Here is a 24,176-nt window from a genome sequence, read left to right on the forward strand (position 1 = left end):
CATTATTGTTCGCTCAAACACGCTCAAGGATCATGGCAATGCCCTGACCCACACCGATGCACATCGTACACAGCGCGTAGCGCCCGCCGCGTCGGTGCAATTCATTGCTCGCGGCCAGCGCCAGTCTGGCACCGCTCATTCCCAGCGGATGACCTAGCGCGATCGCTCCGCCGTTCGGGTTGACATGCTCCGCGTCATCCGGCAAGCCCAGCTGACGCAGCACCCCCAGCGCCTGTGCGGCGAAGGCTTCGTTAAGCTCAATGACGTCCATATCGGTGATACTGAGTCCGGCACGTTCCAGCACCTTACGGGTGGCGGGAACCGGGCCTAATCCCATCAGACGCGGCTCGACGCCCGCGGTCGACATGGCCACAATGCGGGTGCGCGGGGTTAACCCCTGGGCAAGCGCCATCGGCTCGCTGGCGATAATCAGCGCCGCCGCCCCGTCGTTGACGCCAGAGGCGTTCCCCGCCGTCACCACACCGTTCTTGCGAAACGGGGCTTTCAGCGCGGCAAGCTGTTCAAGGGTGGTTTCGGCGCGCGGATGCTCGTCTACGCTCACTTCCGTTACCGCGCCTTTTTTCCCCGTTACCTGTACCGGGATTATCTCCTGCGCCAGAACGCCATTCTGCTGCGCCAGCGCGGTGCGCTGCTGGCTGCGCAGGGCAAATGCGTCCTGATCGGCACGGCTTATATTTAACAATTCCGCTACATTCTCTGCCGTTTCCGGCATGCTGTCAGTTCCGTATTGCTGATGCATGAGCGGATTCACAAATCGCCAGCCGATGGTGGTATCGAAGATCTCCGCCTGACGCTGAAACGCCGCGGTGGCTTTACCCATCACGAACGGCGCACGGGACATGGATTCGACGCCACCGGCGATCAGCAGATCGCCATCCCCGGCCTTAATGGCGCGCGCCGCAAAGCCAAGGGCATCCAGACCGGAGCCGCACAGGCGGTTAATGGTGGTACCGGAAAGGGTCTGCGGCAGCCCGGCCAGCAGCGACGACATGCGCGCCACGTTGCGGTTATCCTCTCCGGCCTGATTTGCGCAGCCGAAGATCACGTCATCTATGCGCTCCAGATCGAGCTGCGGGTAACGCGCCAGCAGCGCACGCAGCGGAACGGCCCCTAAGTCATCGGCACGCAGGCTGGATAATCCTCCACCGTAGCGACCGACCGGGGTACGCACACCCTCACAAATAAATGCGTTACGCATCAGGCTTCTCCTGTCACACTGCCGCCGGTGCGGTGGGATTTCCCGCGAAAAAGAGCGACGGTTTTCTGTTGTTGATTCTGAATTTCAATGTCATAGACGCCGGTCAGTTTGCCCTGATGCTTCACCCGCGCGGTAGCGGTCAGCTTATCGCCAGCAAAGCCCGGACGCAGAAAATCGATGGCGCAGCCTGAGGCCACCGCCGCCAGCCCCTGACTGTTGCAGGCGTAGGCAAAGGCGGTATCGGCCAGCGAGAATAGCTGTCCGCCGTGGCAGGTTTTATGCCCGTTAAGCATCTGCGGGGTGATGGTCATGGTCACCACCGCGTAGCCCTCGCCCATCTCGATAATGTCCATCCCCATCGCCTGCGCGCAGGCGTCCCGTTCGTACATCGCGCGGGCGTTATGCCAGGCGTTATGACTCATAACTACTCTCCAGAAGCGCACGCTGGCGCAGCAGTGAACAGGGGCGATAACGTTCCTCGCCGTAGTGACGTTGCAGGTTCTCCAGCAGCGTTAACAGACGCTGCCAGCCAAGGCGCTCGCCCCAGGCGATGGGGCCGCAGGGATAGTTGACCCCTAAGCGCATGGCGGTATCGATGTCTTGCTCACTGGCGACCCCTTTTTGCAGGGCATCCAGCGCTTCGTTGGCAATCATCGCCACCGTGCGCCAGATCAGCAGGCCGGGGTAATCCGCAATCTGGACCACCCGTTTCTCCTGGTGCTGCAACCAGTAAATGGCTTTCTGCGTGGCGGCGTGCGGGTTGCCGGGCGCGGCGGCTATAACGGCCACATCCCGCTCGATGCGGTCGACCACCACCACCGGACAGCCGTGGCGCAGCGCCAGCGACTGCGCGGTTTCACCCTGCGTTTCGATCAACAACAGATCGTCAATTTCCGTGACACCGTCACTTCTTCGCTGTGCGCGCATCGGGCTGAAGCTGTGGCTGACCGGGGCGAGCCAGCTGACGGCGGGTTTGTCCTCCTGCCAGCGGTAAACGCCCTGCCCGCTTTTCTTACCCAGACGCCCCGCCAGCACCAGCTCCTGCTGCACCAGCGACGGCAAAAAACGACGCTCCTGCCAGAAGGCGTTAAATACGGAGCAGGTCACGGCAAAGTTGACGTCCTGACCAATCATGTCCGTCAGCTCAAGCGGCCCCATCGGGAAACCCCCGCCGTCTCGCAGGGCGGCGTCGATCACCTCGGGCGCTGCCACCTGCTCTTCCAGCGCGCGCCAGGCTTCCGAGTAGAAAGGACGCGCTACGCGGTTGACGATAAACCCCGGTGTGGACTGGCAGCGTACCGGCTGCTTTCCCCAGCTCAGCGCCAGCTCGCACAGCGCATCGGCCACTTCGGGTGAGGTCGCCAGCCCGCTGACCACCTCCACCAGCTTCATCACCGGGGCAGGATTGAAGAAGTGCAGCCCGGCGACGCGTTCAGGGTGGTTTATCTCCGCCGCAATCGCGGTAACGGAAATAGACGAGGTATTGCTGGCGAGTAGCGTCTGCGGCGGGCAAACCTCTGCCAGCTGGGTAAACAGCGCCTTTTTCACTTCAAGCCGCTCGGAGGCCGCCTCGATCACCAGATCGGCTTTCGCCAGAGCACTGATATTCGTCACCGGCGTCAGGCGGGCGAGGATCTGTTCCCCGGCGTCGGCAGAGAGTTTTCCGCGCGCAACGCGAGAGGACAGCCGCTGGCGAATGCCGTCGACGGCGCGGGAAATCGCCGCAGCGTCAATGTCGTACACCAGAACCGGATGACCGTGGCTGGCTGCCACTTCGGCAATCCCGGCGCCCATGGTGCCGCTGCCAATGACGGCGACCGTATGGATATTCACCATCTTATTTCCCCGTAAAGTTCGGCGCGCGTTTTGCCAGGAACGCGCTGACGCCTTCCCGGTAGTCGTCGCTGCGTCCAGCCAGACGTTGATAGTCGCGCTCCAGATCAAGCTGGGCGTCGAGGGTGTTGGTTTCAGCGGCGTTGATCGCCTGCTTGATCAAGCCCAGGCCATAGGTCGGCTGCGAGGCAAAATGCAGCGCCATCTGCTGTGCGGTGGCGGAGAGCTGCTCGTCGTCCACCACCTGCCAGATCATTCCCCAGGCCTGTGCCTGCTCGGCGCTGAGCTTGTCGCCCAGCAATGCCAGCCCCATGGCGCGGGCGCGTCCGGTCACGCGCGGCAGCAGCCAGGTTCCGCCGCAGTCCGGTACCAGCCCGAGCTTGCTGAAGGCCATCACAAAGCTGGCTGAACGGGCCGCAATCACCATGTCACAGCCGAGGGCCAGCGTGGCACCTGCCCCCGCCGCCACGCCGTTAACCGCGCAAATCACCGGCTTCGGCAGTTTTGCCAGGCGGCGCACCAGCGGGTTGTAAAAAGTCTCAACGGACATGCCCAGATCCGGCGCAGGGCCGTTCGGGTCCACGTTACGGTCGTTGAGATCCTGCCCGGCGCAGAAACCGCGTCCTGCCCCGGTGATCAGCAGGCAGCGGATAGCGTCATCGCGCTCGGCCTGCTTCAGGCATTCGGAAAGCTGCTGGTGCATGACGTCGTTAAAGCTGTTCAGGCGCTCCGGGCGGTTCAGCGTAATGGTCATTACGCCCTGCTCAACATGGCTCAGAATAAATTCCACAATCAGCGTCCTTTAAAGTCTGGGGTGCGTTTCTGTAAAAAGGCGTTGATGCCTTCCCGGCGATCGTCGGTGGCCGCGAGTAGCGCAAACAGCTGACGCTCCTGCGCCAGCCCGGCCTGAAGCGGCACTTCCTGCGACTGGCGAAGCGCCTGCTTCGCCGCCTGTAACGCCAGCGGCGAGTGGCGCGCCATCAGCCCCGCCTGCTTCAGGGCATACTCCAGCGTCAGCGAGGCCGGGTAAACGCCACTGACCAGCCCGGCGCTGTGCGCCTGAACCGCCGTGATGCTTTCGCCCGTCAGCACCATTTTGCTGGCCAGCGATTTGCCCACGCTACGGATTAGCCGCTGGGTGCCGCCTGCGCCCGGCATGATCCCGAGGGTGATTTCCGGCAGGCCAAAGCGGGCGTTATCACCGGCAATCACCACGTCGCAGAGCAGCGCCAGCTCACAGCCTGCCCCCAGCGCGTAGCCGTTCACGGCGGCAATCAGCGGTTTGGTGAAGGCGTTTATCCGCGCCCACAGCTGCGGGCGGATATCGTTCAGTGTGGCGGGCAGGTCTTTCTCCGCCATTTCGTTGAGATCGGCCCCGGCGGCAAAGCAGCGTTCGTTGCCGTAAATCACACAGACGGCGATCTCCGCATCCGCGGCGGCGGCTTCAAGCTGCTCCGCGATTTGCGTGAGCAGCGCATTGTTGAGCGCGTTGCGCGCCGCCGGACGGTGAAGCGTCAGCTGCAACACGCGGCCATGACGGGTGACAATCAGTTCGCTCATGCCATCCCCTTCGCATCAAAATCGACGATAACGTCAGCGGTTAACGGCAGCGCCTGACAGCTCAGCACATAGCCTGCGGCCAGCTCGTCCGGCTCCAGGCTGTAGTTGGTCGCCATGTCCACCTTCCCACGAAGCACTTTGCATTTGCAGGTGGCGCACACGCCGCCCTTGCAGGCGTAAGGCAGATCCGCCCCCTGACGCAGGGCCGCGTCAAGAATGCTCTCGTCGTCCGCCGTCAGGGTGATCTCCCTGTCGCGCCCGTCCTGACGGACGGTGACCTTCTGCCCGTCGGCCTGCACGCTGACTGTCCGTTTAACGGGGGTTCCCGGCGTGTTAAAGCGTTCAAGATGGATCGCTTTTTCCGGCATACCCAGCGCTTTCAGCGCCGCCTCAGCCTCGTCCATCATCGCCGACGGGCCGCAGATGAAGGCTTCATCGTACTGGCGGAAATTCACCAGCGTTTTTGCCAGCGCATGGAGCTTTTCCCCGTCAATACGGCCATGGAGCAGATCGCTGTCGAGCGTCTCCTGGCTGAAGATAGAGATCAGCTGCAAACGCTGCGGGTATTTATCTTTCAGGTCCGCCAGCGCCCGGCGGAACATCATGCTCTGGCTGCTGCGGTTACCGTAAATCAGGGTGAAGTGGCTGTGGGCTTCAGTGGCCAGCGTAGCGGACATAATCGCCAGCATCGGGGTGATCCCGGACCCGGCGGCAATCGCCAGATAGTGGCCTTCGCGTTCGGCCTGCGGCTGGTAGCCAAAATGCCCCTGGGGAACCATCACCTCCAGCGCCATGCCAGGTTTGATCTCGTCCCGGGCATAGCGGGAAAAACGTCCGCCCTCGATGGCTTTGACCGCCACGCTGATCTCACCGCACGCGGTGCTCCGGCAGATGGAGTAGCAGCGGCGCAGTTCATCCCCGCCAGGACTGGCTTTCAGGGTCAAATGCTGACCGGGACGGAAGCGGTACGCCTCCTGTAACGCCTGCGGCACCGCGAAGGTAATGGTCACCGCGTCGCGGGTTTCGGGTTCCACTTTTGCCACTGTTAATGAATGAAACGTTGTCATGGCAGCCTCAAATACATTTGAAATAGTCGAAGGGCTCACGGCAGGTATTGCAGCGGTAGAGCGCTTTGCAGGCCGTGGAACCAAATTCACTGATGAGCGAGGTATCGGTGCTCGCACAGCGCGGGCAGCTCACCTCCGCAGGAACGTGGGCATGGCAGCTATGGCCGACAGGCGGGCTGATGCCATATTCCCGCAGGCGCCTGCGGGCATCGTCGGTCATCCAGTCGGTGGTCCAGGCGGGCTCCAGTTGCAGCACAATATGTACCGGGGAAAAGCCGTTCCCGGTCAGAGTTTCGCGGATCGCCCCCAGCAGATGCTCCGTTGCCGGACAGCCCGAATAGGTTGGCGTGAAGCCTATAACCCAGCCTTCCCCCTGCGCCTTCACGCTGCGCACCATGCCTAAGTCGGTGATGGTCAGCACCGGCACTTCCGGGTCGGGGATCTGGCTTAACAGCGCCCAAATCTGCGGGATTTGGGCAGGCGCAATGTCGACGAGGCGTTGCATAGTGTTCTCCTTTACCACTGCTGGTCGGGGTAAACGCGCTGGAGATACTGCATCTCAGCCAGCATCGGTCCGAGGTGTTCAGTATGTAGCCCCTTCTTGCCGCCCGTGCGATACGCCACTTCCTCGGGCACGCGGAGGGTAGCTTCCGCCAGCCCCGCAAACACTTCGCGCTCCCACGATTCCCGCAGGGCGCGCGGATCAACCGCCACGTCGGTGTCAACCAGCTCCAGCTCGACGTCGTCGGCGTCAAACAATTCAGCCGTAAAGCGCCACAGGCTATCCACCGCCTGCTGCATTTTCTGTGAGGAGGTTTCTGTCCCGTCCCCCAGCCGCACCAGCCAGCCGCGGCTGAAGCGCAGGTGATAGCGCGCCTCTTTAATGGCTTTTGCCGCGATGGCGGCAAGCTGACTGTCGCTGCTGTGGATCAGCCGTTCGTACAGCGCTACGTTCCACGCATCCATCAGATACTGACGGGCAATGGTGTCGGCGAAGCTGCCGTTTGGCTGTTCCACCAGCAGCAGATTGCGGAACTGACGCTCATCGCGGCCATAGGCCAGGGTGTCTTCATCACCCTTACCCTCCCGTTCAGCGGCGTAGGTCAGGAAATTGCGCGCCTGCCCGAGCAGATCAAGGCCGATATTGGCGAGCGCCAGGTCAATTTCCAGCTCCGGCGCATGGCCGCACCAGGCGCCCAGACGCTGTGAGAGCACCAGACCGTTGTCACCCAGACGCAGGGCATAAGCAGATACGTTGTTCATCCCCAACCTCACATATGCTCAATGCCATCAGGGATGGTGTAAAACGTCGGATGGCGGTAGACCTTGCTTTCCGCCGGATCGAAAAACTCCCCGCTCTCTTCCGGCTGGGAGGCGACGATTTCACTCGCCTTCACCACCCAGATGGAACAGCCTTCGCTGCGGCGGGTATAGGCATCGCGCGCGTTTTCCAGCGCCATGCGGTCGTCGGCAGCGTGAAGGCTGCCCACATGGCGGTGCGACAGCCCCTGCTTCGAACGGACAAAAACTTCGTATAACGGCCAGTAAACATTGCTCATGGTTGATTCCTCTTATGCGGCCTGGCGGGCGCGTTGTTTTTCCGCGTGGGCCAGAGCGGCTTCACGCACCCATGCGCCGTCGTCCCAGGCTTTACGTTTTGCGGCCAGACGTTCGTGGTTGCAGATCCCGCGCCCGTTGATCACCTCGTCAAATTCGTGCCAGTCGATTTCGCCGAAGCGGTAGTGGCCGCTCTCTTCATCGAAACGCAGGTCGGGATCCGGCACGGTCATGCCGAGCATCTCCACCTGAGGCACCGTGTTGTCCACGAAGCGCTGGCGAAGCTCATCGTTGCCAAAGCGTTTGATCTTCCAGGCAAGACTGCGGGCGCTGTTTGGGGAGTTGTCGTCGTTGGGTCCGAACATCATCAGCGCGGGCCACCAGAAACGGTTGATGGCGTCCTGCAACATCTGCCGCTGTGCTTCACTGCCCTGCGCCAGCGCCATACAGGCTTCAAAACCCTGACGCTGGTGGAAGCTCTCTTCTTTACAGATTTTCACCATCGCCCGGGCGTACGGGCCGTAAGACGTACGGCACAGCGCCACCTGGTTCACGATGGCCGCCCCGTCCACCAGCCAGCCAATGACGCCGATATCGGCCCAACTCAGGGTCGGATAGTTGAAGATGGAGGAGTATTTCATCTTGCCGTCGAGCATCTTTTGATAGATGTCCTCCCGGGCGCAGCCCAGCGTTTCCGCCGCGCTGTAGAGGTACAGGCCGTGTCCGGCTTCGTCCTGAACCTTCGCCAGCAGAATGGCTTTCCGGCGCAGCGTCGGCGCGCGGGTGATCCAGTTTCCTTCCGGCAGCATGCCGACAATCTCAGAGTGGGCGTGCTGTCCAATCTGGCGTATCAGCGTCTTGCGATAGGCATCCGGCATCCAGTCCTGCGGCTCGATGGCCGTCTCCTGTGCGATGCGTTGCTCAAAGCGTTGTTCTTGCGTCACATAACCACCTTTGTGATTCGTTAAATCACCAAAAACAGCATAATGGTGAATCATTTGGTTTCTTAAAAGTTACACAAAGGTTAAATATAACCCCAAGAAGCGTTTGTTTATTTTGTGACGACGCTCGCAAGCCTTTTCATGAAAGGCTGATTATACAAGGCTTTCGGGTGGTCAGGCTAAGCAATAGAGATCACAGCGTTAACAATTCATTAAAACTCAGCTTGCTTTTTATGATTCGCGATCAAACTATTTATAGTGAAATCACGAAACACCTGGAGAGAAGAAATGCAGCAGTTAGCCAGCTTCTTGTCCGGCACCTGGCAATCAGGCCGGGGCCGCGAGCGCACCATCACCCACGCCATCAGCGGGGAAACGCTATTTGAAGTCACCAGCGAAGGCCTGGATATGGCGGCCGCGCGCCGTTACGCCATTGAACACGGCGGAGAAGCGCTCCGCGCAATGAGCTTTATCGAGCGCGCCGCCATGCTGAAGGCGGTGGCCAAACATCTGCTGAGCCAGAAGGATCGGTTTTATGCCCTGTCAGCCCAGACCGGCGCGACGAAGGCCGACAGCTGGGTGGATATTGAAGGCGGTATCGGCACCCTCTTCACCTACGCAAGCCTCGGCAGCCGTGAGCTGCCGGACGATACCCTGTGGCCGGAGGATGAGCTGATCCCGCTGTCGAAGGAAGGCGGCTTTGCGGCACGTCACGTGTTAACGTCGAAATCCGGCGTGGCGGTGCATATCAACGCGTTCAACTTCCCGTGCTGGGGGATGCTGGAAAAGCTCGCACCCACCTGGCTTGCCGGGATGCCCGCCATCATCAAGCCCGCCACCGCCACCGCGCAGGTGACTCAGGCGATGGTGAAAGCGATCGTCGAGAGCGGACTGGTGCCGGACGGCGCCATCAGCCTGATCTGTGGTGGCGCGGGCGATCTGCTGAACCAGCTCGACAGCCAGGACGTGGTGACGTTTACCGGGTCGGCCAGCACCGGGCAGAGCCTGCGCGTACATCCGAATATCGTCGCGCATTCCATTCCGTTTACTATGGAAGCGGATTCCCTTAACTGCTGCGTGCTCGGTGAAGACGTAACGCCGGACCAGCCGGAGTTTGCGCTGTTTATCCGTGAAGTGGTGCGCGAGATGACCGCCAAGGCCGGGCAAAAATGTACCGCCATCCGCCGCATCATCGTGCCGGAAGCGCAGGTTGAAGCCGTCAGCCAGGCGCTGATTGCGCGGCTGGAGAACGTGGTCGTCGGCGATCCGGCCCAGGAAGGGGTGAAGATGGGGGCTCTCGTCAACAGTGAGCAACGTGCTGACGTGCAGGAAAAAGTCGATCATCTGCTTGCCTCGGGCTGCCAGATCCGTCTGGGTGGTAAAGCCGATATGCAGGCGGCTGGCGCATTCTTCCCGCCCACCCTGCTGTTCTGCCCGCAGCCGGACGAAACTCCGGCCGTTCACGCCACCGAAGCCTTTGGCCCCGTCGCCACCCTGATGCCCTGCCGCAACAGTGAACACGCCATGCAGCTGGCGCGGGCGGGCGGCGGCAGCCTGGCGGGAACGCTGGTCACGGCAGATTCAAACGTGGCGCGGCAATTTATTGCCGGTGCCGCGCGCGCCCACGGACGCATTCAGATCCTCAACCAGGAATCCTCGAAAGAATCCACCGGCCACGGTTCACCGCTGCCGCAGCTGGTGCACGGCGGCCCGGGACGTGCGGGCGGCGGCGAGGAGCTGGGCGGCCTGCGTGCGGTGAAGCACTATCTCCAGCGCACGGCCATTCAGGGCAGCCCGTCCATGCTCGCCGCCATCGGCAAACAGTGGGTCCGTGGCGCGGAGGTGCTGGAAGATCGCGTTCATCCGTTCCGTAAATACTTCGAGGAGTTACAGCCGGGCGACAGCCTGCTGACCCCGCGTCGTACCCTGACGGAAGCGGATATCGTGAATTTTGCCTGCCTGAGCGGGGATCATTTCTATGCCCATATGGACAAAATTGGCGCGGCGGAGTCGATTTTTGGCGAGCGCGTGGTACACGGTTATTTCCTGATTTCCGCCGCAGCGGGGCTGTTTGTCGATGCCGGGGTTGGGCCGGTTATTGCCAACTACGGCATGGAAAACCTGCGCTTTATCGAGCCGGTCAAGCCGGGCGATACCATTCAGGTGCGCCTGACCTGTAAACGTAAAACGCTGAAGAAACAGCGCACTGCCGAGGAAAAACCGACTGGCGTGGTGGAATGGGCGGTGGAGATCTTCAACCAGCATCAGCAGGCCGTGGCGCTTTACTCCATCCTGACGCTGGTGGCGCGCCAGCAGGGTGACTTTTAATCAAAGCAATGGCATTAACCTTGCTGCCTCGAGTGTTTGAGCGCATCAAAATAAACGGAAGGTAATACAGGGGCTGGTTGGCTTTGATTAATCGAACCATCCAGTCTGCCTGGTTTGGATAAGTTACAACCGGAAACACTAAGCAAATTGACCGTATAGTTAGCATAGTTATTATTTATCGCCGGGAATATTCCCGCGTTAAATTACATGGATGATTAACAGACTATGGCAATTCCTGTTTACCTTTTCTTGACTGACGATGGTGGTACAAAAATTACAGGCTCGGTGGATGTTTGTTACCGTGAGGGAAGCATTGAAGTCACTGGCTTTACACACAATCTTCGCCTCCCAACCGATCCATTGACCGGGAAAATTACCAGTAAACGTAACCATGCCCCAGTCGTATTTCAAAAAGAAATCGATTCCTCCTCCCCTTACCTGATGAAAGCGGTTGCGACTGGCCAAACCCTTAAAACGGCCGAGTTCAGGTGGTATCGCATTAATGACGCCGGACAGGAAGTAGAATATTACAATATGCGTCTCGATAATATTCGCGTCGTTTCCGTTACGCCATTGATGCATGACATTAAAGACCCGACGAAAGAAAAACATAATCATCTTGAAGTCGTGGAACTACGCTATGATAAAATAACATGGACATATTGCGATGGTAATATACAGTTTGCAGACTGTTGGGCTGAGCGTTAAATATGCGAAATCCTTCCTATTCAACACCCTATAATATTGCATCCTTTGCACCACCTGGCGTGGACGTCGTTAGCCACATGATAATAGCGCGATTTCATGGTGGCCCCTCATTAATGACCTACATATGGTTTTATCAAATGGTCAGAAACCATGGTCCCTGGGATTATAAACAAGGCCGTGCAGAGTATGCCAATTTTGGCAATTTTCATTACGGTGCCGTTGGTGCGGCAGCAGGCATTCCTGAGGGAATTCTGCTCCGGGGGGCAGGCACTGCACAGATTCTTGCCGGGACAAGCGATCCTGCCGAATTTGCAAAATTCCAGAACAATAATAATTACGGTGATGATCCAGTCGATCAGTTATGGATAAGGGCAGGAATAGATTATGCGCGACGTTCGGGTTTTTAACTGGCGAGCTGGAATTATTATCTTTAGTTTTCTCATATTCATTGCATACCCTTTCCGCGATCTTTTTACCGTGTATGAAAATTTGCAGGAAAAAATCAAGGTTAACGATCGTTTAACTCTTTACATCACCCAGGTTGAGACGGGCTCACTGTCTAAAAACAGGTCTCATATTTATCTCTTTGATGCGAAAAAAAGTCCGGAAGAATTCATGTCTAACATTAAGAATATCAATCCCGTCATGATCACCGATGATGATAAAGCTTCAGTGGCAATTAAAAATGGAGACATTTATCTTCGCGTTCGCGGTACGGTTTATTCGTTCACGACGGTAGGTTTCGATGTCTGCATTCATCTCGACAGTTCACCTTACTGAAGCACACTTTCACTTTCACGGGGTGTGATGCACCCCCGGTCTTTTTTTAACCTGGCAAGACTGACAAACAACCTGGCAGATGCAGGCAAACGCTTTTCGTGCGCGCCTGTCAGGATAAGGCTGACACAACACAATAAACACAACAAGATGAGGTCTGCGATGGGAAGCAATTCTTCTTTTTTTGCCCGTAGAACGGCACTGGCCATGGCCGTTGCGCTCTGTTGCGCCTGGCAATCCCCTGTTTACGCTCACGGCAGCGAGGCGCATATGGTCCCGATGGACAAAACGCTTCAGGCGTTTGGCGCGGACGTGCAGTGGGATGATTACGCCCAGATGTTCACCATCGCTAAAGACGGTGCCTTTGTGAAGGTCAAACCCGGCGCCAACACCGCCATCGTTAACGGCAAACCGCTGACGCTCCAGGTGCCCGTGGTGATGAAGAACAATAAGGCCTATATCCCGGAGACTTTTATCAACGATGTCTTTCAGTCCGGTCTTGATCAGACATTCCAGGTTGAAAAAAGCCCCCACCCGTTAAACGCGCTGACGGCTGATGAAATTAACCAGGCCGTAGCAATCGTGAAAGCCTCTGCGGATTTTAAACCCAATACCCGCTTTACCCAGATTGCGCTGGCGGAGCCAGAAAAAGCCAAAGTCTGGGACTTCGTGCTTAACGGCACGGCGGTGGATGCGCCCCGCCAGGCCAATATCATTATGCTTGACGGCAAACGCATCATCGAAAGCCGGGTGGATCTGAAGGACAAAAAGATCCTCCGCTGGGAGCCGATCAAAGACGCGCACGGCATGGTGCTGCTGGATGACTTCAATACCGTGCAGCAGATCATCAATGAAAGCCCGGAGTTTGCCGCCGTGCTGAAAAAGCGCGGCATTACCGATCCGAAGAAAGTGATCACCACCCCGCTTACCGTCGGCTTTTTTGACGGCAAGGATGGGCTGAAACAGGAAGACCGCCTGCTGAAAGTGATCAGCTATCTCGACGTGGGCGACGGTAACTACTGGGCGCACCCGATCGAAAACCTGGTTGCGGTGGTGGATCTCGAGCAGAAGAAAATCCAGAAGATTGAGGAGGGCCCGGTCGTGCCGGTGCCGCTCACCCCGCGTCCTTATGATGGCCGTGACCGCGTTGAAACGGTGAAAAAACCGCTGGAGATTATCGAGCCGGAAGGCAAGAACTACACCATTACCGGGGATATGGTGCACTGGCAGAACTGGGATTTTCATCTGAGCCTGGACTCGCGCGTCGGCCCGATGATCTCCACCGTGACCTATAACGACAACGGCAAAAAGCGACAGGTGATGTATCAGGGATCGCTCGGGGGCATGATTGTGCCGTACGGCGACCCGGATATCGGCTGGTACTTTAAGGCCTACCTGGACTCCGGCGACTACGGCATGGGTACCCTGACCTCCCCGCTGGTGCGCGGCAAGGATGTTCCGTCTAACGCCGTGATGCTCAACGAAACCATCCCGGACTATACCGGTGCGCCAATGGAGATCCCCCGGGCGATCGCCATTTTCGAGCGTTACGCCGGGCCGGAGTATAAGCATCAGGAGTTAGGTAAACCCAACGTCAGCACCGAGCGCCGCGAGCTGGTGGTGCGCTGGGTCAGCACCGTGGGTAACTACGATTATATCTTCGACTGGGTATTCCACGAAAACGGCACCATCGGAATTGATGCAGGGGCCACGGGCATTGAAGCGGTGAAAGGCGTGCAGACGAAAACCATGCATGATGCCACCGCGAAGGATGACACCCGATACGGTACGCTGATCGACCATAATATTGTCGGCACCACCCACCAGCACATCTACAACTTCCGTCTGGATATGGACGTGGACGGCATCAACAACAAGCTGGTGGCCATGGATCCGGACGTCAAACCGAACACCGCTGGCGGTCCGCGCACCAGCACCATGCAGGTGAATCAGTATGATATTGATACCGAACAGCAGGCGGCGCAGAAGTTTGATCCGGGCACCATCCGCCTGCTGAGCAACACCAGCAAAGAGAACCGCATGGGCAACCCGGTCTCGTATCAGATCATCCCTTACGCGGGGGGCACACACCCGGTGGCGACGGGCGCGAAGTTTGCCCCGGACGAGTGGATTTATCACCGCCTGAGCTTTATGGATAAACAGCTGTGGGTGACGCGTTACCATCCCGACGAGATGTACCCGGAGGGAAAATACCCGAACCGTTCCACGCATGATACGGGCCTCGGCCAGTACAGCAAAGATAACGAGTCGCTGAACGACCAGGATAACGTCATCTGGATGACCACCGGCACCACCCATGTCGCCCGCGCCGAGGAGTGGCCGATAATGCCGACGGAATGGGTGCACACGTTACTCAAGCCGTGGAACTTCTTTGACGAGACGCCAACGATCGGTAAGAAAAAAGAGCAGAAATAACACGTTGACCGGGCACGATGCCCGGTTTTTCATTCGCTTTCTTGCTGAATACCACTCCCCGATTATAGTTAATGTTACTTCGCTTAATGCTTTTGCAACATCTGAAACATTTTGTAGATATCGAAGTGTCCATGAACAACGCTATACATAACCGAGAGGTTTTAGGATGAAAGTCAATGAGATAGCAAGAAGCCTTGCGCTGGCCGGTTTTTTCATTTCCGCCAGTTCAGCCTGGGCCGCAGAAGCCCCTAAGGATGCAACCGCAGCAACTCAGCAGGCCAACAACGCACTCTTCAACCAGCTTCCTTTCTCCGATAACACCGATTTTACCAATGCCCACAAAGGGTTTATCGCCCCGCTACCTCAGGAAATTATCAAAGGGGAGCAAGGCAACACCGTCTGGGATCCACAGCAGTACGCCTTCATCAAGGAAGGCGATAAAGCGCCCGATTCGGTTAACCCGAGCTTATGGCGTCAGTCCCAGCTGATTAACATCAGCGGCCTGTTTGAAGTTACCGAGGGCGTGTACCAGATCCGTAACCTCGACCTGTCAAACATGACCATTATCGAAGGTAAAGAAGGTATTACCGTGGTCGATCCGCTGGTGTCGGCGGAGACGGCCAAAGTCGGGATGGATCTTTACTATAAAAATCGCGGCAAGAAACCTGTCGTCGCTGTTATTTATACCCACAGCCACGTTGACCACTATGGCGGCGTGCGCGGCGTGGTGGACGAAGCCGACGTGAAGTCCGGCAAGGTTAAAGTCTACGCGCCAGCCGGATTTATGGAGGCCGCCGTCGCGGAAAATATCATGGCGGGTAACGTCATGAGCCGCCGCGCCAGCTATATGTACGGCAACCTGCTGAAGCCGGATGCGAAAGGCCAGGTGGGTGCGGGGCTCGGCACCACCACCTCCGCCGGGACGGTGACCCTGATTGCCCCGACCAATATCATCGAGAAAGATGGTCAGAAAGAGGTGATCGATGGCCTGACCTATGATTTTATGCTCGCGCCGGGCTCCGAAGCGCCTTCTGAGATGCTCTGGTATATCGAAGAGAAAAAGCTGATCGAGTCTGCGGAAGATGTTACCCATACCCTGCACAACACCTACTCCCTGCGCGGTGCGAAAATTCGTGAACCGCTGCCATGGTCGAAATACATCAACCAGGCAATTGTACGCTGGGGTGATAAGGCCGAAGTTATCATGGCGCAGCACCACTGGCCGACCTGGGGCAACGAGAATGTGGTTAACCTGCTGAAAAGCCAGCGCGACCTCTACCGCTACATCAACGACCAGACCCTGCGCATGGCGAATGAAGGGCTGACGCGTGACGAGATCGCCGCCAACTTCAAGCTGCCGAACTCCCTGGCCAATACCTGGGCCAACCGAGGCTATTACGGTTCAGTCAGTCATGACGTCAAAGCCACCTACGTGCTCTATTTAGGCTGGTTTGACGGCAACCCCGCGACCCTGGATGAACTGCCGCCTGAAGAAGCCGCGAAGAAATTTGTGGAGTATATGGGAGGCGCGGATGCCATCCTGAGTAAAGCTAAAACCGATTTTGACCAGGGCAACTATCGCTGGGTGGCTCAGGTGGTCAGCAAAGTGGTATTCGCCGATCCAAACAACCAGGCCGCACGTAACCTTGAAGCGGATGCCCTGGAGCAGTTGGGTTATCAGGCTGAATCCGGCCCATGGCGTAACTTCTACCTGACCGGCGCGCAGGAGTTGCGTAACGGCGTGGTGAAAGGTCCGACCCCGAATACCGCCAGCCCGGATACCGTGCGCGCAATGACGCCAGAAATGTTCTTTGACTATCTGGCGGTGCATATCAACGGTGAAAAAGCAGCGGATGCAAAATCGGTGTTTAACATCGACCTCGGCAGCGACGGCGGCAAATACAAGCTGGAGCTGGAAAATGGCGTGCTGAACCACACGGCGAACGCCGAAGCGAAGGATGCTGACGCGACCGTGACCCTCAACCGCGATACGCTGAATAAAATCATCCTGAAAGAAGTGACGCTTAAACAGGCTCAGGATAATGGCGATATCAAAGTGACGGGCGATGCCGCAAAACTCGATGCCATGCTCGGTTACATGGATAAATTTGAATTCTGGTTTAACATTGTGACCCCGTAAAGGCATGCACTCGCGGGCGGTCTTTCCGCCCGCCACAGGGACATTCTCTCTCATGGAAAAAAGACACAACGCCACTCCGGAGCCCGCGACCTGGCCGACCCGTAACGCCATGGTTGTCCACGGGCTGGCCATGAACCTGCCGTGGCTCGCCTTCGTCAACGCGAGCTTTGCGCTCATGATCCTGCTGCGCAATTCCCTGTTCGGCCAAATTGATACCCTCTTACACGTCAGCCCACCTCTCACACAGATGATTGACGCTTCCATGCTGGGGGTAGTCATCCTTTCCGTGGCGCTGGTAATAATGGCCTGGCGCCACATCCGCGGCGTCAGCGCCGTGCTGTTAATGTGTAGCCTGCTGTGGTCGATAAGTTGTTACTGGTTTATCAACGTGATACAGCTTCCTCATCCCTGGCCGATATTCGTTACCCTGCTGATGGCCGGTATGACCGCGCTCTATTTTCATCCGGTGGGACTGGTGTGCTTTATCGCGCCGCTGTGGATCACCATGCCCGTTGCCAGCATGCTGCTGAATCAGGAGATGAACCTTCGCTTTGCCGGGCTGTGGGTGGTGTTCACGTTCATTCTCGTTTGCGGACGCTACATCCTCTTAAGCTGGTTTGAAGAGGCCTGGCGTCGCAACCAGCAGAATCAGCGTTTAATTTCGCGGCTGGATGCGCTGGCCCATCAGGATCCGCTGACGAAAACGGCCAACCGCCGGGCGATGGAGCTGGTGCTGGAAAATGCGGTGGAGCAAGGCAAACGCTTCACGGTCCTGATGCTGGATGTCGACTACTTCAAACTGTATAACGACACCTATGGTCACCAGGCGGGGGACGCGTGTCTCGCGCGGGTCGCGGAGGTGCTGAACACCTCGGTGCGCACGCCAGAGGATGTGGTTTCGCGCTACGGTGGTGAGGAGTTCGTCGTGATCCTCTTTGACTGTGAAGAAAGCGTTGCTGAGAAAGTCGCCGCGCGGATCCAGGCTGGCCTGCGCACCGCAGCCATTGCGCACAGCGCGTCGAAGGTGAGTGAATGTGTGACGGTGAGTATGGGCATTGCCGGCTATACCCCAGGACTGGCCGGCCCGGAAATCATCGCCCGCGCCGATGCGGCGTTGTATCGGGCGAAGGAGTCCGGGCGGGATAGGTGGTCGCTGTAAGTTACGCCGGGTGGCGCTGCGCTTACCCGGCCTACAAAACCAACCTTTTCCTTGCTCCCGTAGGCCGGGTAAGGCGTAGCCGCCACCCGGCGTTTTTTTAATACCGCACACACACCGACTTGGTTTCGCACCAGCCGTCCAGCCAGTCGGGGCGGAAATCATTGCCCGCGCCGATGCGGCGCTGTACAGGGCGAAGGAGGCCGGGCGGAATCGGTGGTCGCTGTAAGTTACGCCGGGTGGCGCTGCGCTTACCCGGCCTACAAAACCAACCTTTTCCTCGATCCCGTAGGCCGGGTAAGGCGTAGCCGCCACCCGGCGTTTTTTTAATACCGCACACACACCGACTTGGTTTCACACCAGCCGTCCAGCCAGTCGGGGCGGAAATCATCGCCCGCGCCGATGCGGCGCTGTACAGGGCGAAGGAGGCCGGGCGGAATCGGTGGTCGCTGTAAGTTACGCCGGGTGGCGCTGCGCTTACCCTGCCTACAAAACCAACCTTTTTCCTCGATCCCGTAGGCCGGGTAAGGCGTAGCCGCCACCCGGCGTTTTATTAATACCGCACACACACCGACTTGGTTTCACACCAGCCATCCAGCCAGTCGGGGCCGAAATCGCGCCCGGTGCCAGACTGCTTCATGCCGCCGAACGGCAGGTTGGCATCTATCAGCGTGTGGCTGTTCACCCACACGGTTCCGGCCTGTAGCCTGTCGGTGTACTCCAGCGCTTTACTGATGTTCTGCGTCCAGACGCTGGCCGTTAAGCCGTATTCAGTGTCGTTCGCCAGCTGAAGCGCCTCTTCCCCGTCAGCTACACGGACCAGATTCACCACCGGCCCGAAGACCTCTTCACGCGTCAGTCGCAGATGATTATCCGGGTTGACCACCAGCGTTGGCGAAACGTAATAGCCTTTGCCGTCTGGCCCCCGGTTCCCGGCGATCAGCTCCGCATTGTGCGCCTTCGCCTCATCCAGAAACGCCTGGACCTTATCGCAGTGGGCGCGCGACACCAGCGGGTTGATAAACGCATCCGGCGACATGCCCGGCCCGACGCTCAGGGATTTCACGGCCTGTTCAAAGCCGCTGACCAGCGTGTCGAACAGCGGAGCTTCAATATATATACGTGAACTGGCCGCGCAGACCTGCCCCTGATTCAGGAAGCTGCCGGTCATCAGCCCTTCAATCACCCACGCCGGATCGGCATCTTTCAGCACGATGGCCGGGTTTTTGCCGCCCAGTTCCAGCGTCACGCCCGTTAGCGTATCCGCCGCCGCGCGGGCAATCTGCTTGCCCGTCGCCGTCGATCCGGTAAAGCTCACTTTGGCAATGCGCGGGTGCGAGGTCAGTGCCGCGCCACAGACGGCGCCACTGCCGGTCACCACGTTGAAAACGCCATCCGGGATCCCCGCCTCGCTCGCCAGTTCCGCCACCCGTAACAGGGTGAGCGGCGTGGTTTCCGAGGGTTTGATCACGATGGAGCAACCTGCCGCCAGCGCGGGCATCACTTTCCACATGCCAATCATCAGCGGGAAGTTCCATGGCACAATCCCCGCCACGACCCCAACCGGCTCTTTACGCGTCCACGCCTGATAACGCGCGCCCTGCGGCAGTGGAATCGAGAGATCGAGGGTTTTACCGGCAATTTTGGTGGTCAGCCCTGCCGTGTAGCGCATCCAGTTCAGGGTGCAGCCCACCTCGAAGGCGCGGGAAATGTTAATCGATTTCCCCTGCTCCAGGGTTTCGAGCTGTGCCAGTTCTTCGCCATGCTGTTCCACCAGATCCGCAAACCGCAGCAGGATGCGTTCCCGCTCGGCCGGAAGCCGCCCGGCCCAGCTTCGGGCGACAAAGGCGCGCCAGCCAGACATCACCGCACGATCGACATCATCAACGCTGGCATCGGCGGTGGAGGCAATGACCTCTCCGGTCGCCGGGTTGTAGACGTTCAGACGCTTTTCGCTATCGGATGCCGCCTGACGCCCTTCGATCCACAGGCCGTGCTGGCGATCTAAAAACTGCTGCACGCCAGGCAGGACGGCGACGTGTGATTCGGACATAGGATACTCCTTCGTTATGCTTCGCAGGGTGTGTATGCAGTCTAAGAGGGGATTCGCATTCCTGCTTTTGTCTGTGTGACATTCGCTTTGCCAGCTGTGACAGGCTCCGCAAATCGTGATAATTCCCGCTTATATCGCTGTAACCGTTGAGTGTTCTTTCCTATAGTCAGCCTCGTAGCCCTGACAATATGCAACATAAATGCAACAATGCGAAAACAGTGACGGTTCAGCGAGAAAATCAATGGCATGTGCAAGCGAACAGGACAATTTTCAGCAGTGGCTGGCGCAAATTAACCAGGTTTGTGGGCGCTTTGCGGCACGTCCGTTAGAGGGGGCGTTTCTCGGCGAACTGGAAACCAGCTATACCCAAAGTCTGAAGCTGAGCACGGTGACCGCCGCAGGCGTTAACCTGTTTCGCACCCGTCAGGAGATCAAAAACGGCAACGACGCCTGGTTCTACACCGTGTTTCAGCTGGAAGGCAGCGCCGGAATCGAACAGGACGACCAGCGCGCGCTGCTGAAAGCCGGGGATATCACGCTGATTGATGCCTCCCGCCCGTGCTCCATTTACTGGCAGGAGCGTTCCCGCCAGATTTCTCTGTTGCTCCCGCGACAAATCATTGAGCAACACGCGCGTTTTCAGGAAGTGAGGTGCGCGTTGCCCCTCTCCCGCAGTTTGCCTACCGTACAGCTGAGCTACCGACTATTACAGGAGAGCATGGGCAATGCCGATCTCAGCGCCAGTGAAAGCGAAGCGGCGCTGGAGGCGATGGTGTGTCTGCTGCGTCCGGCCTTCCAGCAGCATGACGAGGTGCTGCCGCGCAAGGAGCGTCAGTTCCGCCACGTTCTGTCCCTGATTGACGATCATATTCAGTCGGAGGCGTTAAGACCGGAGTGGATAGCCTCAGAGAGCGGCATGTCCGTGCGTAGCTTGTACCGCATGTTTGCCGGGAAAGGGCTGGTGGTGGCGCAGTATATTAAGAACCGTCGCCTCGATTTATGCGCTCAGGCGCTGCGTTCCATCGGCGATGACGAAAAGCTGGCGGGCATTGGCTACAGCTGGGGCTTTACCGACCATAGCCATTTTTCCACCGCCTTCAAGCAACGTTTCGGGGTTTCGCCGGGCGAATACCGTAAGCGTTACCGCTAGTTACTTTTTCAGCCACTTGCCGTTAATCCCCTTCACGTACTCACCCGGCTGCGCGCGGGCCACCAGCTTTTGCCCCGCCATTTTCGCCACCTCGTCGACGGGCAAATTATTGCTGTCAGCAAGCTGCTGGTAACTTTCCGTGCGTGCGGCGTTAATACGGTTCACCAGCGCCAGGGTTTCAGCGTCGTGCTGAACGGGCGCAAGATAGCCGCTCAGGGTTTCCCCTACGCGCCCCTGGGTGCGCGCATCGTTGAGCGTAAGCGTGGCGGCGTGAACGTTCATCCCCAGCGCCAGTAACATCAGAGCTAATCGTTTCATGGCATCCTCAGAACAGATCGCTGCGGGATTTCAGCAGGGCTTCGACGTCTTTATCCACCTTGATATGGATTTCATGCTCGATTTTCACGTTCATGTTGATGGTGATCGGCTCTTTGGGCGCCGCCACTTCAATGCGCGGCGTGCAGCCTGACAGCAGCGCGACGACGGCCACGGTGAGTACACCAGCCCTCTTTTTCATTGTTGTTCCTCACTTTCCTTGCCTGTCGAACCGCGGAGAAGGGGTATCGCCGCATGTTGCTCAAACCATGTTTGCAGATTGTCCCCAAAGCGCAGGCTGCGCCAGAGGGTAAAAATGTTCTCTTCATGGGTGTAATTCAGGTTAACGAAGCTGCTTTTGCCCTCGACGCGGCTGGTGCCTTTAATGGCCGCCTGCATGGTTAACACACCCAGATTATCCACATTGAGTTTTGTCCACGACTGCGAAATTTCCATATAGCGGAGCCAGTTGATCGCCGCCCCGGCAACCACGTTGTCTTTCACAATGGCATCCGCCGTGTCCTGGTCGATGCGCAGCGTCATCGGCCCCGGGTTGGTCAGCCAGCCATCTTTAATGATCCATTTCTCATTGTCCAGCCAGAACGGCAGCGCGCCGCTCACCGGGCCGGACATGGCAAACTGCTTCGGATTTACCGCGCTTATCAGTTCGCTGGAGGAAATATTATCCACGCGCAGTAAAGCCGGATCGTGCTGCGGCATTCTCAACTGCTGCATGGTGATTTTCCCGCCGAGCGCTTCCACCTTCACGTTGGTGAGCAGGAGCGGGTTCGCTTCGGTCCAGGGATAATCGCCCTGGAGATCCGCGGTGATATTTCGGGCTGTGACCAGGTTTTTCACCTCGTCGATTCGTAACGTTACCGGTCCGCGCGTGCCCAGTGACCAGGTGCCCTGGCTTAAGCGGAACGGCAGAACAAAATCAACGCCGTTGATTTCGTTATCCGGCATCCACGCGCTGCCCGCTTTCAGCACGCCGTGCCCCCCGGCCTCAAACCCCTGGTCGGGGGCCGCCGAGAAAGCCACCTGCGCGTACATTTCGCCGCCGCGCAGGGTCATTTTCCAGTCTGGCGGGATCAGCGGCTGGAACACTGTAAGAGACTGTTTTGGCCACCAGGCCTGACCGCGGAGGCGTTCGCCGTCCCAGCGTCCATTCACCTGGACCGGGCCGATGTCATCCGCATGCAGGTTCCCTTTAAACTGGAACACCGTCGGATCTGTCCCGTCAACGCTGAAGGTCAAAACGGACGGCGGCAGCACGCTTCCGCCTGAAAAGCTTGTTTGCCCGGCATTGAGCGCGAGCGCGCCGCTAAAGGTGGGGTTATCCGGGTCCCGCGACCAGCGCACCGGGTGATCCAGCACCAGGCGCGGTTTGCTGACCAGCATCGTGCCGTACTGCAATTTGTCGAACCCCGTGGAAAGATCGGTCAGTTCGATAACGTTGTCGCGCCACTCCCCGGTCCCCCGGACATCCCAGCGCGCGTTCATCGGCGTGAAGTTCCCTTTACCCCAGTAGCGCCACTGCCACAAACCGTTGTCCGGTAAAAAGTCGTTAGCCTGGCCGTCCAGATGCAGCTCAAAATTGCCCATCTCGTTTTCATGCGCCCGCAGAATGGCTTGCAGGCGGCCATCCACGCCCTTTTGCGTGAGCTTCACGCCCGCCAGCGGCCAGCGGATCTCATCGATATCCAGCGAGTCAATGATGCGTCCGCGCGAGCGCAATAGTGCGCCGGGTTCAAACGTAAGCTGCGGATCGTAAAGGCTGCCGGTCAGCTTCGCCGGGAGTCTGGCATACAGGATCAGATCGTTTTGCTTGGCTTCCCCGCTCAGGTGCAGCGGCATAGCGCTGTTTTCCATACTGAGCGAGCCGGGACCGATATTCAGCACCGCGTTGCCCTTACCCGCATCTCCCTGGGTCAGCACGTTGAGCCGCCCCGTGAAGGTGGCTTTTTCCAGCCCCTGCTGCCAGTTATCCACCTTCAGGCCGATGCGACCGCTCATCGGCATACCGGAGGCTGACCAGTTCCAGCGCCCGTCGCTGATGGTCAACTGCTGAGCGGTGATCTGCCACGGTAAATCGAGCAGCGGATCGGGGTTGTCCCGCGCCATAACCACCAGCTGGCCCTGATTATCCTCCCAGTCCAGATCGGCATCGACCAGCGAGGATAACTGTGGCACGTTAAAGGTCGCGACCGTATGCCCTTTCACCGGTACGCCGTCCGGCACCAGCGGCAGGGTAAATTCACCGACCAGCTTCACGGGCTGCGACTGGTCCGGCAGCTGCACATCGAACTGGCTGAAGGAGAGCGTCTGGCCGCGCAACTGCCCCTTAATGCTCACCTGCTCGCCTTTATAGGTGATGTCCTGGCGGGCTGGCGTGAGTGAGGCATGCAGCTCACCCTCCCACTGCTGCCAGGGAGAAAGGGTAAAACGGTGGATGGTCAGCCAGGTGTTGGGCAGGATGGCCTGCCACTGCGCCAGCGTTTTCGGCGCCACCGTAGACGGCGCCGATTGCGGTAATTTGCTCAGGCAGACAGAGTTAAGTTCAAGTGCGCCAATATCCAGATCCCAGCGGCTGGGGTGTGACAGGGTCACGTTTTCCACGCGGGCAATTTCGCACTCTTCTACCAGATAACGGAGATCGGGGATGATCAGGGCGTGGCGCGTGAGCCGTGGGCTTTTTTCAAACGCAATGCGTGTTCCAACGGGAAGCCAGATCCCGGCGAGCGTGGGCACCCACTGGGCGAGCGTCATCAGCAGCGTCAGCGGCACAAGAAATAGCAGCAGTAATAGCGCGATTGCGGCTTTGTATTTACCCTTCATGGGCAGTTAATATCCTGATTTTGCGAAATAAATAAGCCGTTCTTGCCGCTCATTGTCGCATGTTTAGCCAGTCAGTTGAAGGTAATGCCATTTTTAAG

Annotated in this window: 22 protein-coding genes and 1 pseudogene; 8 read left to right on the forward strand and 15 right to left on the reverse strand. The window is 58.4% G+C overall.

All coding sequences use genetic code 11. The features are described from left to right. Window positions 1-13: 13 nt before the first annotated feature. Genes pcaF through paaA form a run of 10 tightly spaced genes read right to left on the reverse strand, consistent with a single transcriptional unit; the run spans window position 14 to window position 8,180 of the window. The gene (gene pcaF, locus AC4OVS_RS11860) at window positions 14-1,219 is read right to left on the reverse strand and encodes a 3-oxoadipyl-CoA thiolase (RefSeq protein ID WP_032624312.1); all 1,206 of its coding nucleotides are present in this window, start codon (window positions 1,217-1,219) and stop codon (window positions 14-16) included. Next, the gene (gene paaI / locus AC4OVS_RS11865) at window positions 1,219-1,641 is read right to left on the reverse strand and encodes a hydroxyphenylacetyl-CoA thioesterase PaaI (protein WP_023300032.1); all 423 of its coding nucleotides are present in this window, start codon (window positions 1,639-1,641) and stop codon (window positions 1,219-1,221) included. The genes pcaF and paaI overlap by 1 nt, the downstream gene beginning before the upstream one ends. Continuing rightward, window positions 1,631-3,055 (reverse strand): 3-hydroxyacyl-CoA dehydrogenase PaaH, encoded by a 1,425-nt coding sequence (gene paaH, locus AC4OVS_RS11870; RefSeq protein WP_058646318.1) that lies wholly within the window; start codon window positions 3,053-3,055, stop codon window positions 1,631-1,633. Before paaH ends, paaI begins: the two co-directional genes overlap by 11 nt. Window position 3,056: 1 nt before the next feature. Next, the gene (paaG, locus tag AC4OVS_RS11875; RefSeq protein WP_120773519.1) at window positions 3,057-3,845 is read right to left on the reverse strand and encodes a 2-(1,2-epoxy-1,2-dihydrophenyl)acetyl-CoA isomerase PaaG; all 789 of its coding nucleotides are present in this window, start codon (window positions 3,843-3,845) and stop codon (window positions 3,057-3,059) included. Next, on the reverse strand, window positions 3,845-4,612 hold the full coding sequence (gene paaF / locus AC4OVS_RS11880; protein WP_491922444.1) for a 2,3-dehydroadipyl-CoA hydratase PaaF: 768 nt from the start codon (window positions 4,610-4,612) through the stop codon (window positions 3,845-3,847). The genes paaG and paaF overlap by 1 nt, the downstream gene beginning before the upstream one ends. Next, complete coding sequence (paaE, locus tag AC4OVS_RS11885; protein WP_063853672.1) at window positions 4,609-5,679, reverse strand: 1,2-phenylacetyl-CoA epoxidase subunit PaaE; 1,071 nt, start codon at window positions 5,677-5,679, stop codon at window positions 4,609-4,611. Before paaE ends, paaF begins: the two co-directional genes overlap by 4 nt. Window positions 5,680-5,686: 7 nt before the next feature. Continuing rightward, complete coding sequence (gene paaD, locus AC4OVS_RS11890; RefSeq protein WP_003857347.1) at window positions 5,687-6,184, reverse strand: 1,2-phenylacetyl-CoA epoxidase subunit PaaD; 498 nt, start codon at window positions 6,182-6,184, stop codon at window positions 5,687-5,689. 11 nt (window positions 6,185-6,195) lie between these two features. Beyond that, complete coding sequence (gene paaC / locus AC4OVS_RS11895; RefSeq protein WP_410022507.1) at window positions 6,196-6,942, reverse strand: 1,2-phenylacetyl-CoA epoxidase subunit PaaC; 747 nt, start codon at window positions 6,940-6,942, stop codon at window positions 6,196-6,198. An 8-nt stretch (window positions 6,943-6,950) separates the two neighbouring features. Then, the gene (paaB, locus tag AC4OVS_RS11900; protein WP_003857353.1) at window positions 6,951-7,238 is read right to left on the reverse strand and encodes a 1,2-phenylacetyl-CoA epoxidase subunit PaaB; all 288 of its coding nucleotides are present in this window, start codon (window positions 7,236-7,238) and stop codon (window positions 6,951-6,953) included. A gap of 12 nt (window positions 7,239-7,250) precedes the next feature. Beyond that, window positions 7,251-8,180 carry a 1,2-phenylacetyl-CoA epoxidase subunit PaaA gene (paaA, locus tag AC4OVS_RS11905; RefSeq protein WP_022648019.1) on the reverse strand — a complete coding sequence of 310 codons (930 nt, stop codon included), beginning with the start codon at window positions 8,178-8,180 and terminating at the stop codon, window positions 7,251-7,253. Window positions 8,181-8,465: 285 nt separating this feature from the next. Between paaA and paaZ the strand changes: the two genes are divergently transcribed. The 7 genes from paaZ to AC4OVS_RS11940 all read left to right on the forward strand — a co-directional run bounded on the left by paaZ (window position 8,466) and on the right by AC4OVS_RS11940 (window position 17,725). Beyond that, the gene (paaZ, locus tag AC4OVS_RS11910; RefSeq protein ID WP_058646321.1) at window positions 8,466-10,505 is read left to right on the forward strand and encodes a phenylacetic acid degradation bifunctional protein PaaZ; all 2,040 of its coding nucleotides are present in this window, start codon (window positions 8,466-8,468) and stop codon (window positions 10,503-10,505) included. A gap of 225 nt (window positions 10,506-10,730) precedes the next feature. Beyond that, window positions 10,731-11,213: an Hcp family type VI secretion system effector gene (locus AC4OVS_RS11915; protein WP_022648017.1), complete on the forward strand. Its 483-nt coding sequence runs from the start codon at window positions 10,731-10,733 to the stop codon at window positions 11,211-11,213. A gap of 113 nt (window positions 11,214-11,326) precedes the next feature. Beyond that, window positions 11,327-11,620, forward strand: a complete 294-nt coding sequence (locus tag AC4OVS_RS11920; RefSeq protein ID WP_223825170.1) for a polymorphic toxin type 44 domain-containing protein — start codon at window positions 11,327-11,329, stop codon at window positions 11,618-11,620. Further along, window positions 11,598-11,993, forward strand: a complete 396-nt coding sequence (locus tag AC4OVS_RS11925) for a hypothetical protein (RefSeq protein WP_022648016.1) — start codon at window positions 11,598-11,600, stop codon at window positions 11,991-11,993. Before AC4OVS_RS11920 ends, AC4OVS_RS11925 begins: the two co-directional genes overlap by 23 nt. A 159-nt stretch (window positions 11,994-12,152) precedes the next feature. Continuing rightward, window positions 12,153-14,426: a primary-amine oxidase gene (gene tynA, locus AC4OVS_RS11930; RefSeq protein WP_491922445.1), complete on the forward strand. Its 2,274-nt coding sequence runs from the start codon at window positions 12,153-12,155 to the stop codon at window positions 14,424-14,426. 166 nt (window positions 14,427-14,592) lie between these two features. Next, window positions 14,593-16,566: an alkyl/aryl-sulfatase gene (locus tag AC4OVS_RS11935; protein ID WP_048966596.1), complete on the forward strand. Its 1,974-nt coding sequence runs from the start codon at window positions 14,593-14,595 to the stop codon at window positions 16,564-16,566. Between the two features lie 52 nt (window positions 16,567-16,618). Beyond that, window positions 16,619-17,725, forward strand: a complete 1,107-nt coding sequence (locus tag AC4OVS_RS11940; RefSeq protein ID WP_045309013.1) for a GGDEF domain-containing protein — start codon at window positions 16,619-16,621, stop codon at window positions 17,723-17,725. A 323-nt stretch (window positions 17,726-18,048) separates the two neighbouring features. Here AC4OVS_RS11940 and AC4OVS_RS11945 read toward each other — a convergent pair. Both AC4OVS_RS11945 and AC4OVS_RS11950 read right to left on the reverse strand, forming a co-directional pair. After that, a pseudogene (locus AC4OVS_RS11945) lies at window positions 18,049-18,123 on the reverse strand (hypothetical protein); the annotation flags it as partial. Between the two features lie 152 nt (window positions 18,124-18,275). Continuing rightward, complete coding sequence (locus AC4OVS_RS11950; RefSeq protein WP_022648012.1) at window positions 18,276-19,775, reverse strand: aldehyde dehydrogenase family protein; 1,500 nt, start codon at window positions 19,773-19,775, stop codon at window positions 18,276-18,278. Between the two features lie 241 nt (window positions 19,776-20,016). Here AC4OVS_RS11950 and feaR point away from each other — a divergent pair, with 241 nt between their 5' ends. Then, window positions 20,017-20,925 carry a transcriptional regulator FeaR gene (feaR, locus tag AC4OVS_RS11955; RefSeq protein ID WP_023300024.1) on the forward strand — a complete coding sequence of 303 codons (909 nt, stop codon included), beginning with the start codon at window positions 20,017-20,019 and terminating at the stop codon, window positions 20,923-20,925. On the opposite strand, the gene AC4OVS_RS11960 is transcribed toward feaR, so the two are convergent. Genes AC4OVS_RS11960 through AC4OVS_RS11970 form a run of 3 tightly spaced genes read right to left on the reverse strand, consistent with a single transcriptional unit; the run spans window position 20,926 to window position 24,078 of the window. Next, window positions 20,926-21,243 (reverse strand): YdbL family probable chaperone protein, encoded by a 318-nt coding sequence (locus AC4OVS_RS11960; RefSeq protein WP_022648010.1) that lies wholly within the window; start codon window positions 21,241-21,243, stop codon window positions 20,926-20,928. A gap of 7 nt (window positions 21,244-21,250) precedes the next feature. Continuing rightward, window positions 21,251-21,442 (reverse strand): YnbE family lipoprotein, encoded by a 192-nt coding sequence (locus AC4OVS_RS11965; RefSeq protein ID WP_003857369.1) that lies wholly within the window; start codon window positions 21,440-21,442, stop codon window positions 21,251-21,253. Then, window positions 21,439-24,078 carry a YdbH family protein gene (locus AC4OVS_RS11970; RefSeq protein WP_427178547.1) on the reverse strand — a complete coding sequence of 880 codons (2,640 nt, stop codon included), beginning with the start codon at window positions 24,076-24,078 and terminating at the stop codon, window positions 21,439-21,441. The genes AC4OVS_RS11965 and AC4OVS_RS11970 overlap by 4 nt, the downstream gene beginning before the upstream one ends. Window positions 24,079-24,176: the final 98 nt, after the last annotated feature.

Source organism: Enterobacter sp. 4974935 (genome assembly GCF_058661735.1).

What these genes read in the sequence shown, in the direction of transcription:
- pcaF (WP_032624312.1), bottom strand. Translation starts at nt 1,219, where the DNA reads ATGCGTAACGCATTTATTTGTGAGGGTGTGCGTACCCCGGTCGGTCGC.
- paaI (WP_023300032.1), bottom strand. Translation starts at nt 1,641, where the DNA reads ATGAGTCATAACGCCTGGCATAACGCCCGCGCGATGTACGAACGGGAC.
- paaH (WP_058646318.1), bottom strand. Translation starts at nt 3,055, where the DNA reads ATGGTGAATATCCATACGGTCGCCGTCATTGGCAGCGGCACCATGGGC.
- paaF (WP_491922444.1), bottom strand. Translation starts at nt 4,612, where the DNA reads ATGAGCGAACTGATTGTCACCCGTCATGGCCGCGTGTTGCAGCTGACG.
- paaE (WP_063853672.1), bottom strand. Translation starts at nt 5,679, where the DNA reads ATGACAACGTTTCATTCATTAACAGTGGCAAAAGTGGAACCCGAAACC.
- paaD (WP_003857347.1), bottom strand. Translation starts at nt 6,184, where the DNA reads ATGCAACGCCTCGTCGACATTGCGCCTGCCCAAATCCCGCAGATTTGG.
- paaC (WP_410022507.1), bottom strand. Translation starts at nt 6,942, where the DNA reads ATGAACAACGTATCTGCTTATGCCCTGCGTCTGGGTGACAACGGTCTG.
- paaB (WP_003857353.1), bottom strand. Translation starts at nt 7,238, where the DNA reads ATGAGCAATGTTTACTGGCCGTTATACGAAGTTTTTGTCCGTTCGAAG.
- paaZ (WP_058646321.1), top strand. Translation starts at nt 8,466, where the DNA reads ATGCAGCAGTTAGCCAGCTTCTTGTCCGGCACCTGGCAATCAGGCCGG.
- AC4OVS_RS11915 (WP_022648017.1), top strand. Translation starts at nt 10,731, where the DNA reads ATGGCAATTCCTGTTTACCTTTTCTTGACTGACGATGGTGGTACAAAA.
- AC4OVS_RS11920 (WP_223825170.1), top strand. Translation starts at nt 11,327, where the DNA reads ATGACCTACATATGGTTTTATCAAATGGTCAGAAACCATGGTCCCTGG.
- AC4OVS_RS11925 (WP_022648016.1), top strand. Translation starts at nt 11,598, where the DNA reads ATGCGCGACGTTCGGGTTTTTAACTGGCGAGCTGGAATTATTATCTTT.
- tynA (WP_491922445.1), top strand. Translation starts at nt 12,153, where the DNA reads ATGGGAAGCAATTCTTCTTTTTTTGCCCGTAGAACGGCACTGGCCATG.
- AC4OVS_RS11935 (WP_048966596.1), top strand. Translation starts at nt 14,593, where the DNA reads ATGAAAGTCAATGAGATAGCAAGAAGCCTTGCGCTGGCCGGTTTTTTC.
- AC4OVS_RS11940 (WP_045309013.1), top strand. Translation starts at nt 16,619, where the DNA reads ATGGAAAAAAGACACAACGCCACTCCGGAGCCCGCGACCTGGCCGACC.
- AC4OVS_RS11950 (WP_022648012.1), bottom strand. Translation starts at nt 19,775, where the DNA reads ATGTCCGAATCACACGTCGCCGTCCTGCCTGGCGTGCAGCAGTTTTTA.
- feaR (WP_023300024.1), top strand. Translation starts at nt 20,017, where the DNA reads ATGGCATGTGCAAGCGAACAGGACAATTTTCAGCAGTGGCTGGCGCAA.
- AC4OVS_RS11960 (WP_022648010.1), bottom strand. Translation starts at nt 21,243, where the DNA reads ATGAAACGATTAGCTCTGATGTTACTGGCGCTGGGGATGAACGTTCAC.
- AC4OVS_RS11965 (WP_003857369.1), bottom strand. Translation starts at nt 21,442, where the DNA reads ATGAAAAAGAGGGCTGGTGTACTCACCGTGGCCGTCGTCGCGCTGCTG.
- AC4OVS_RS11970 (WP_427178547.1), bottom strand. Translation starts at nt 24,078, where the DNA reads ATGAAGGGTAAATACAAAGCCGCAATCGCGCTATTACTGCTGCTATTT.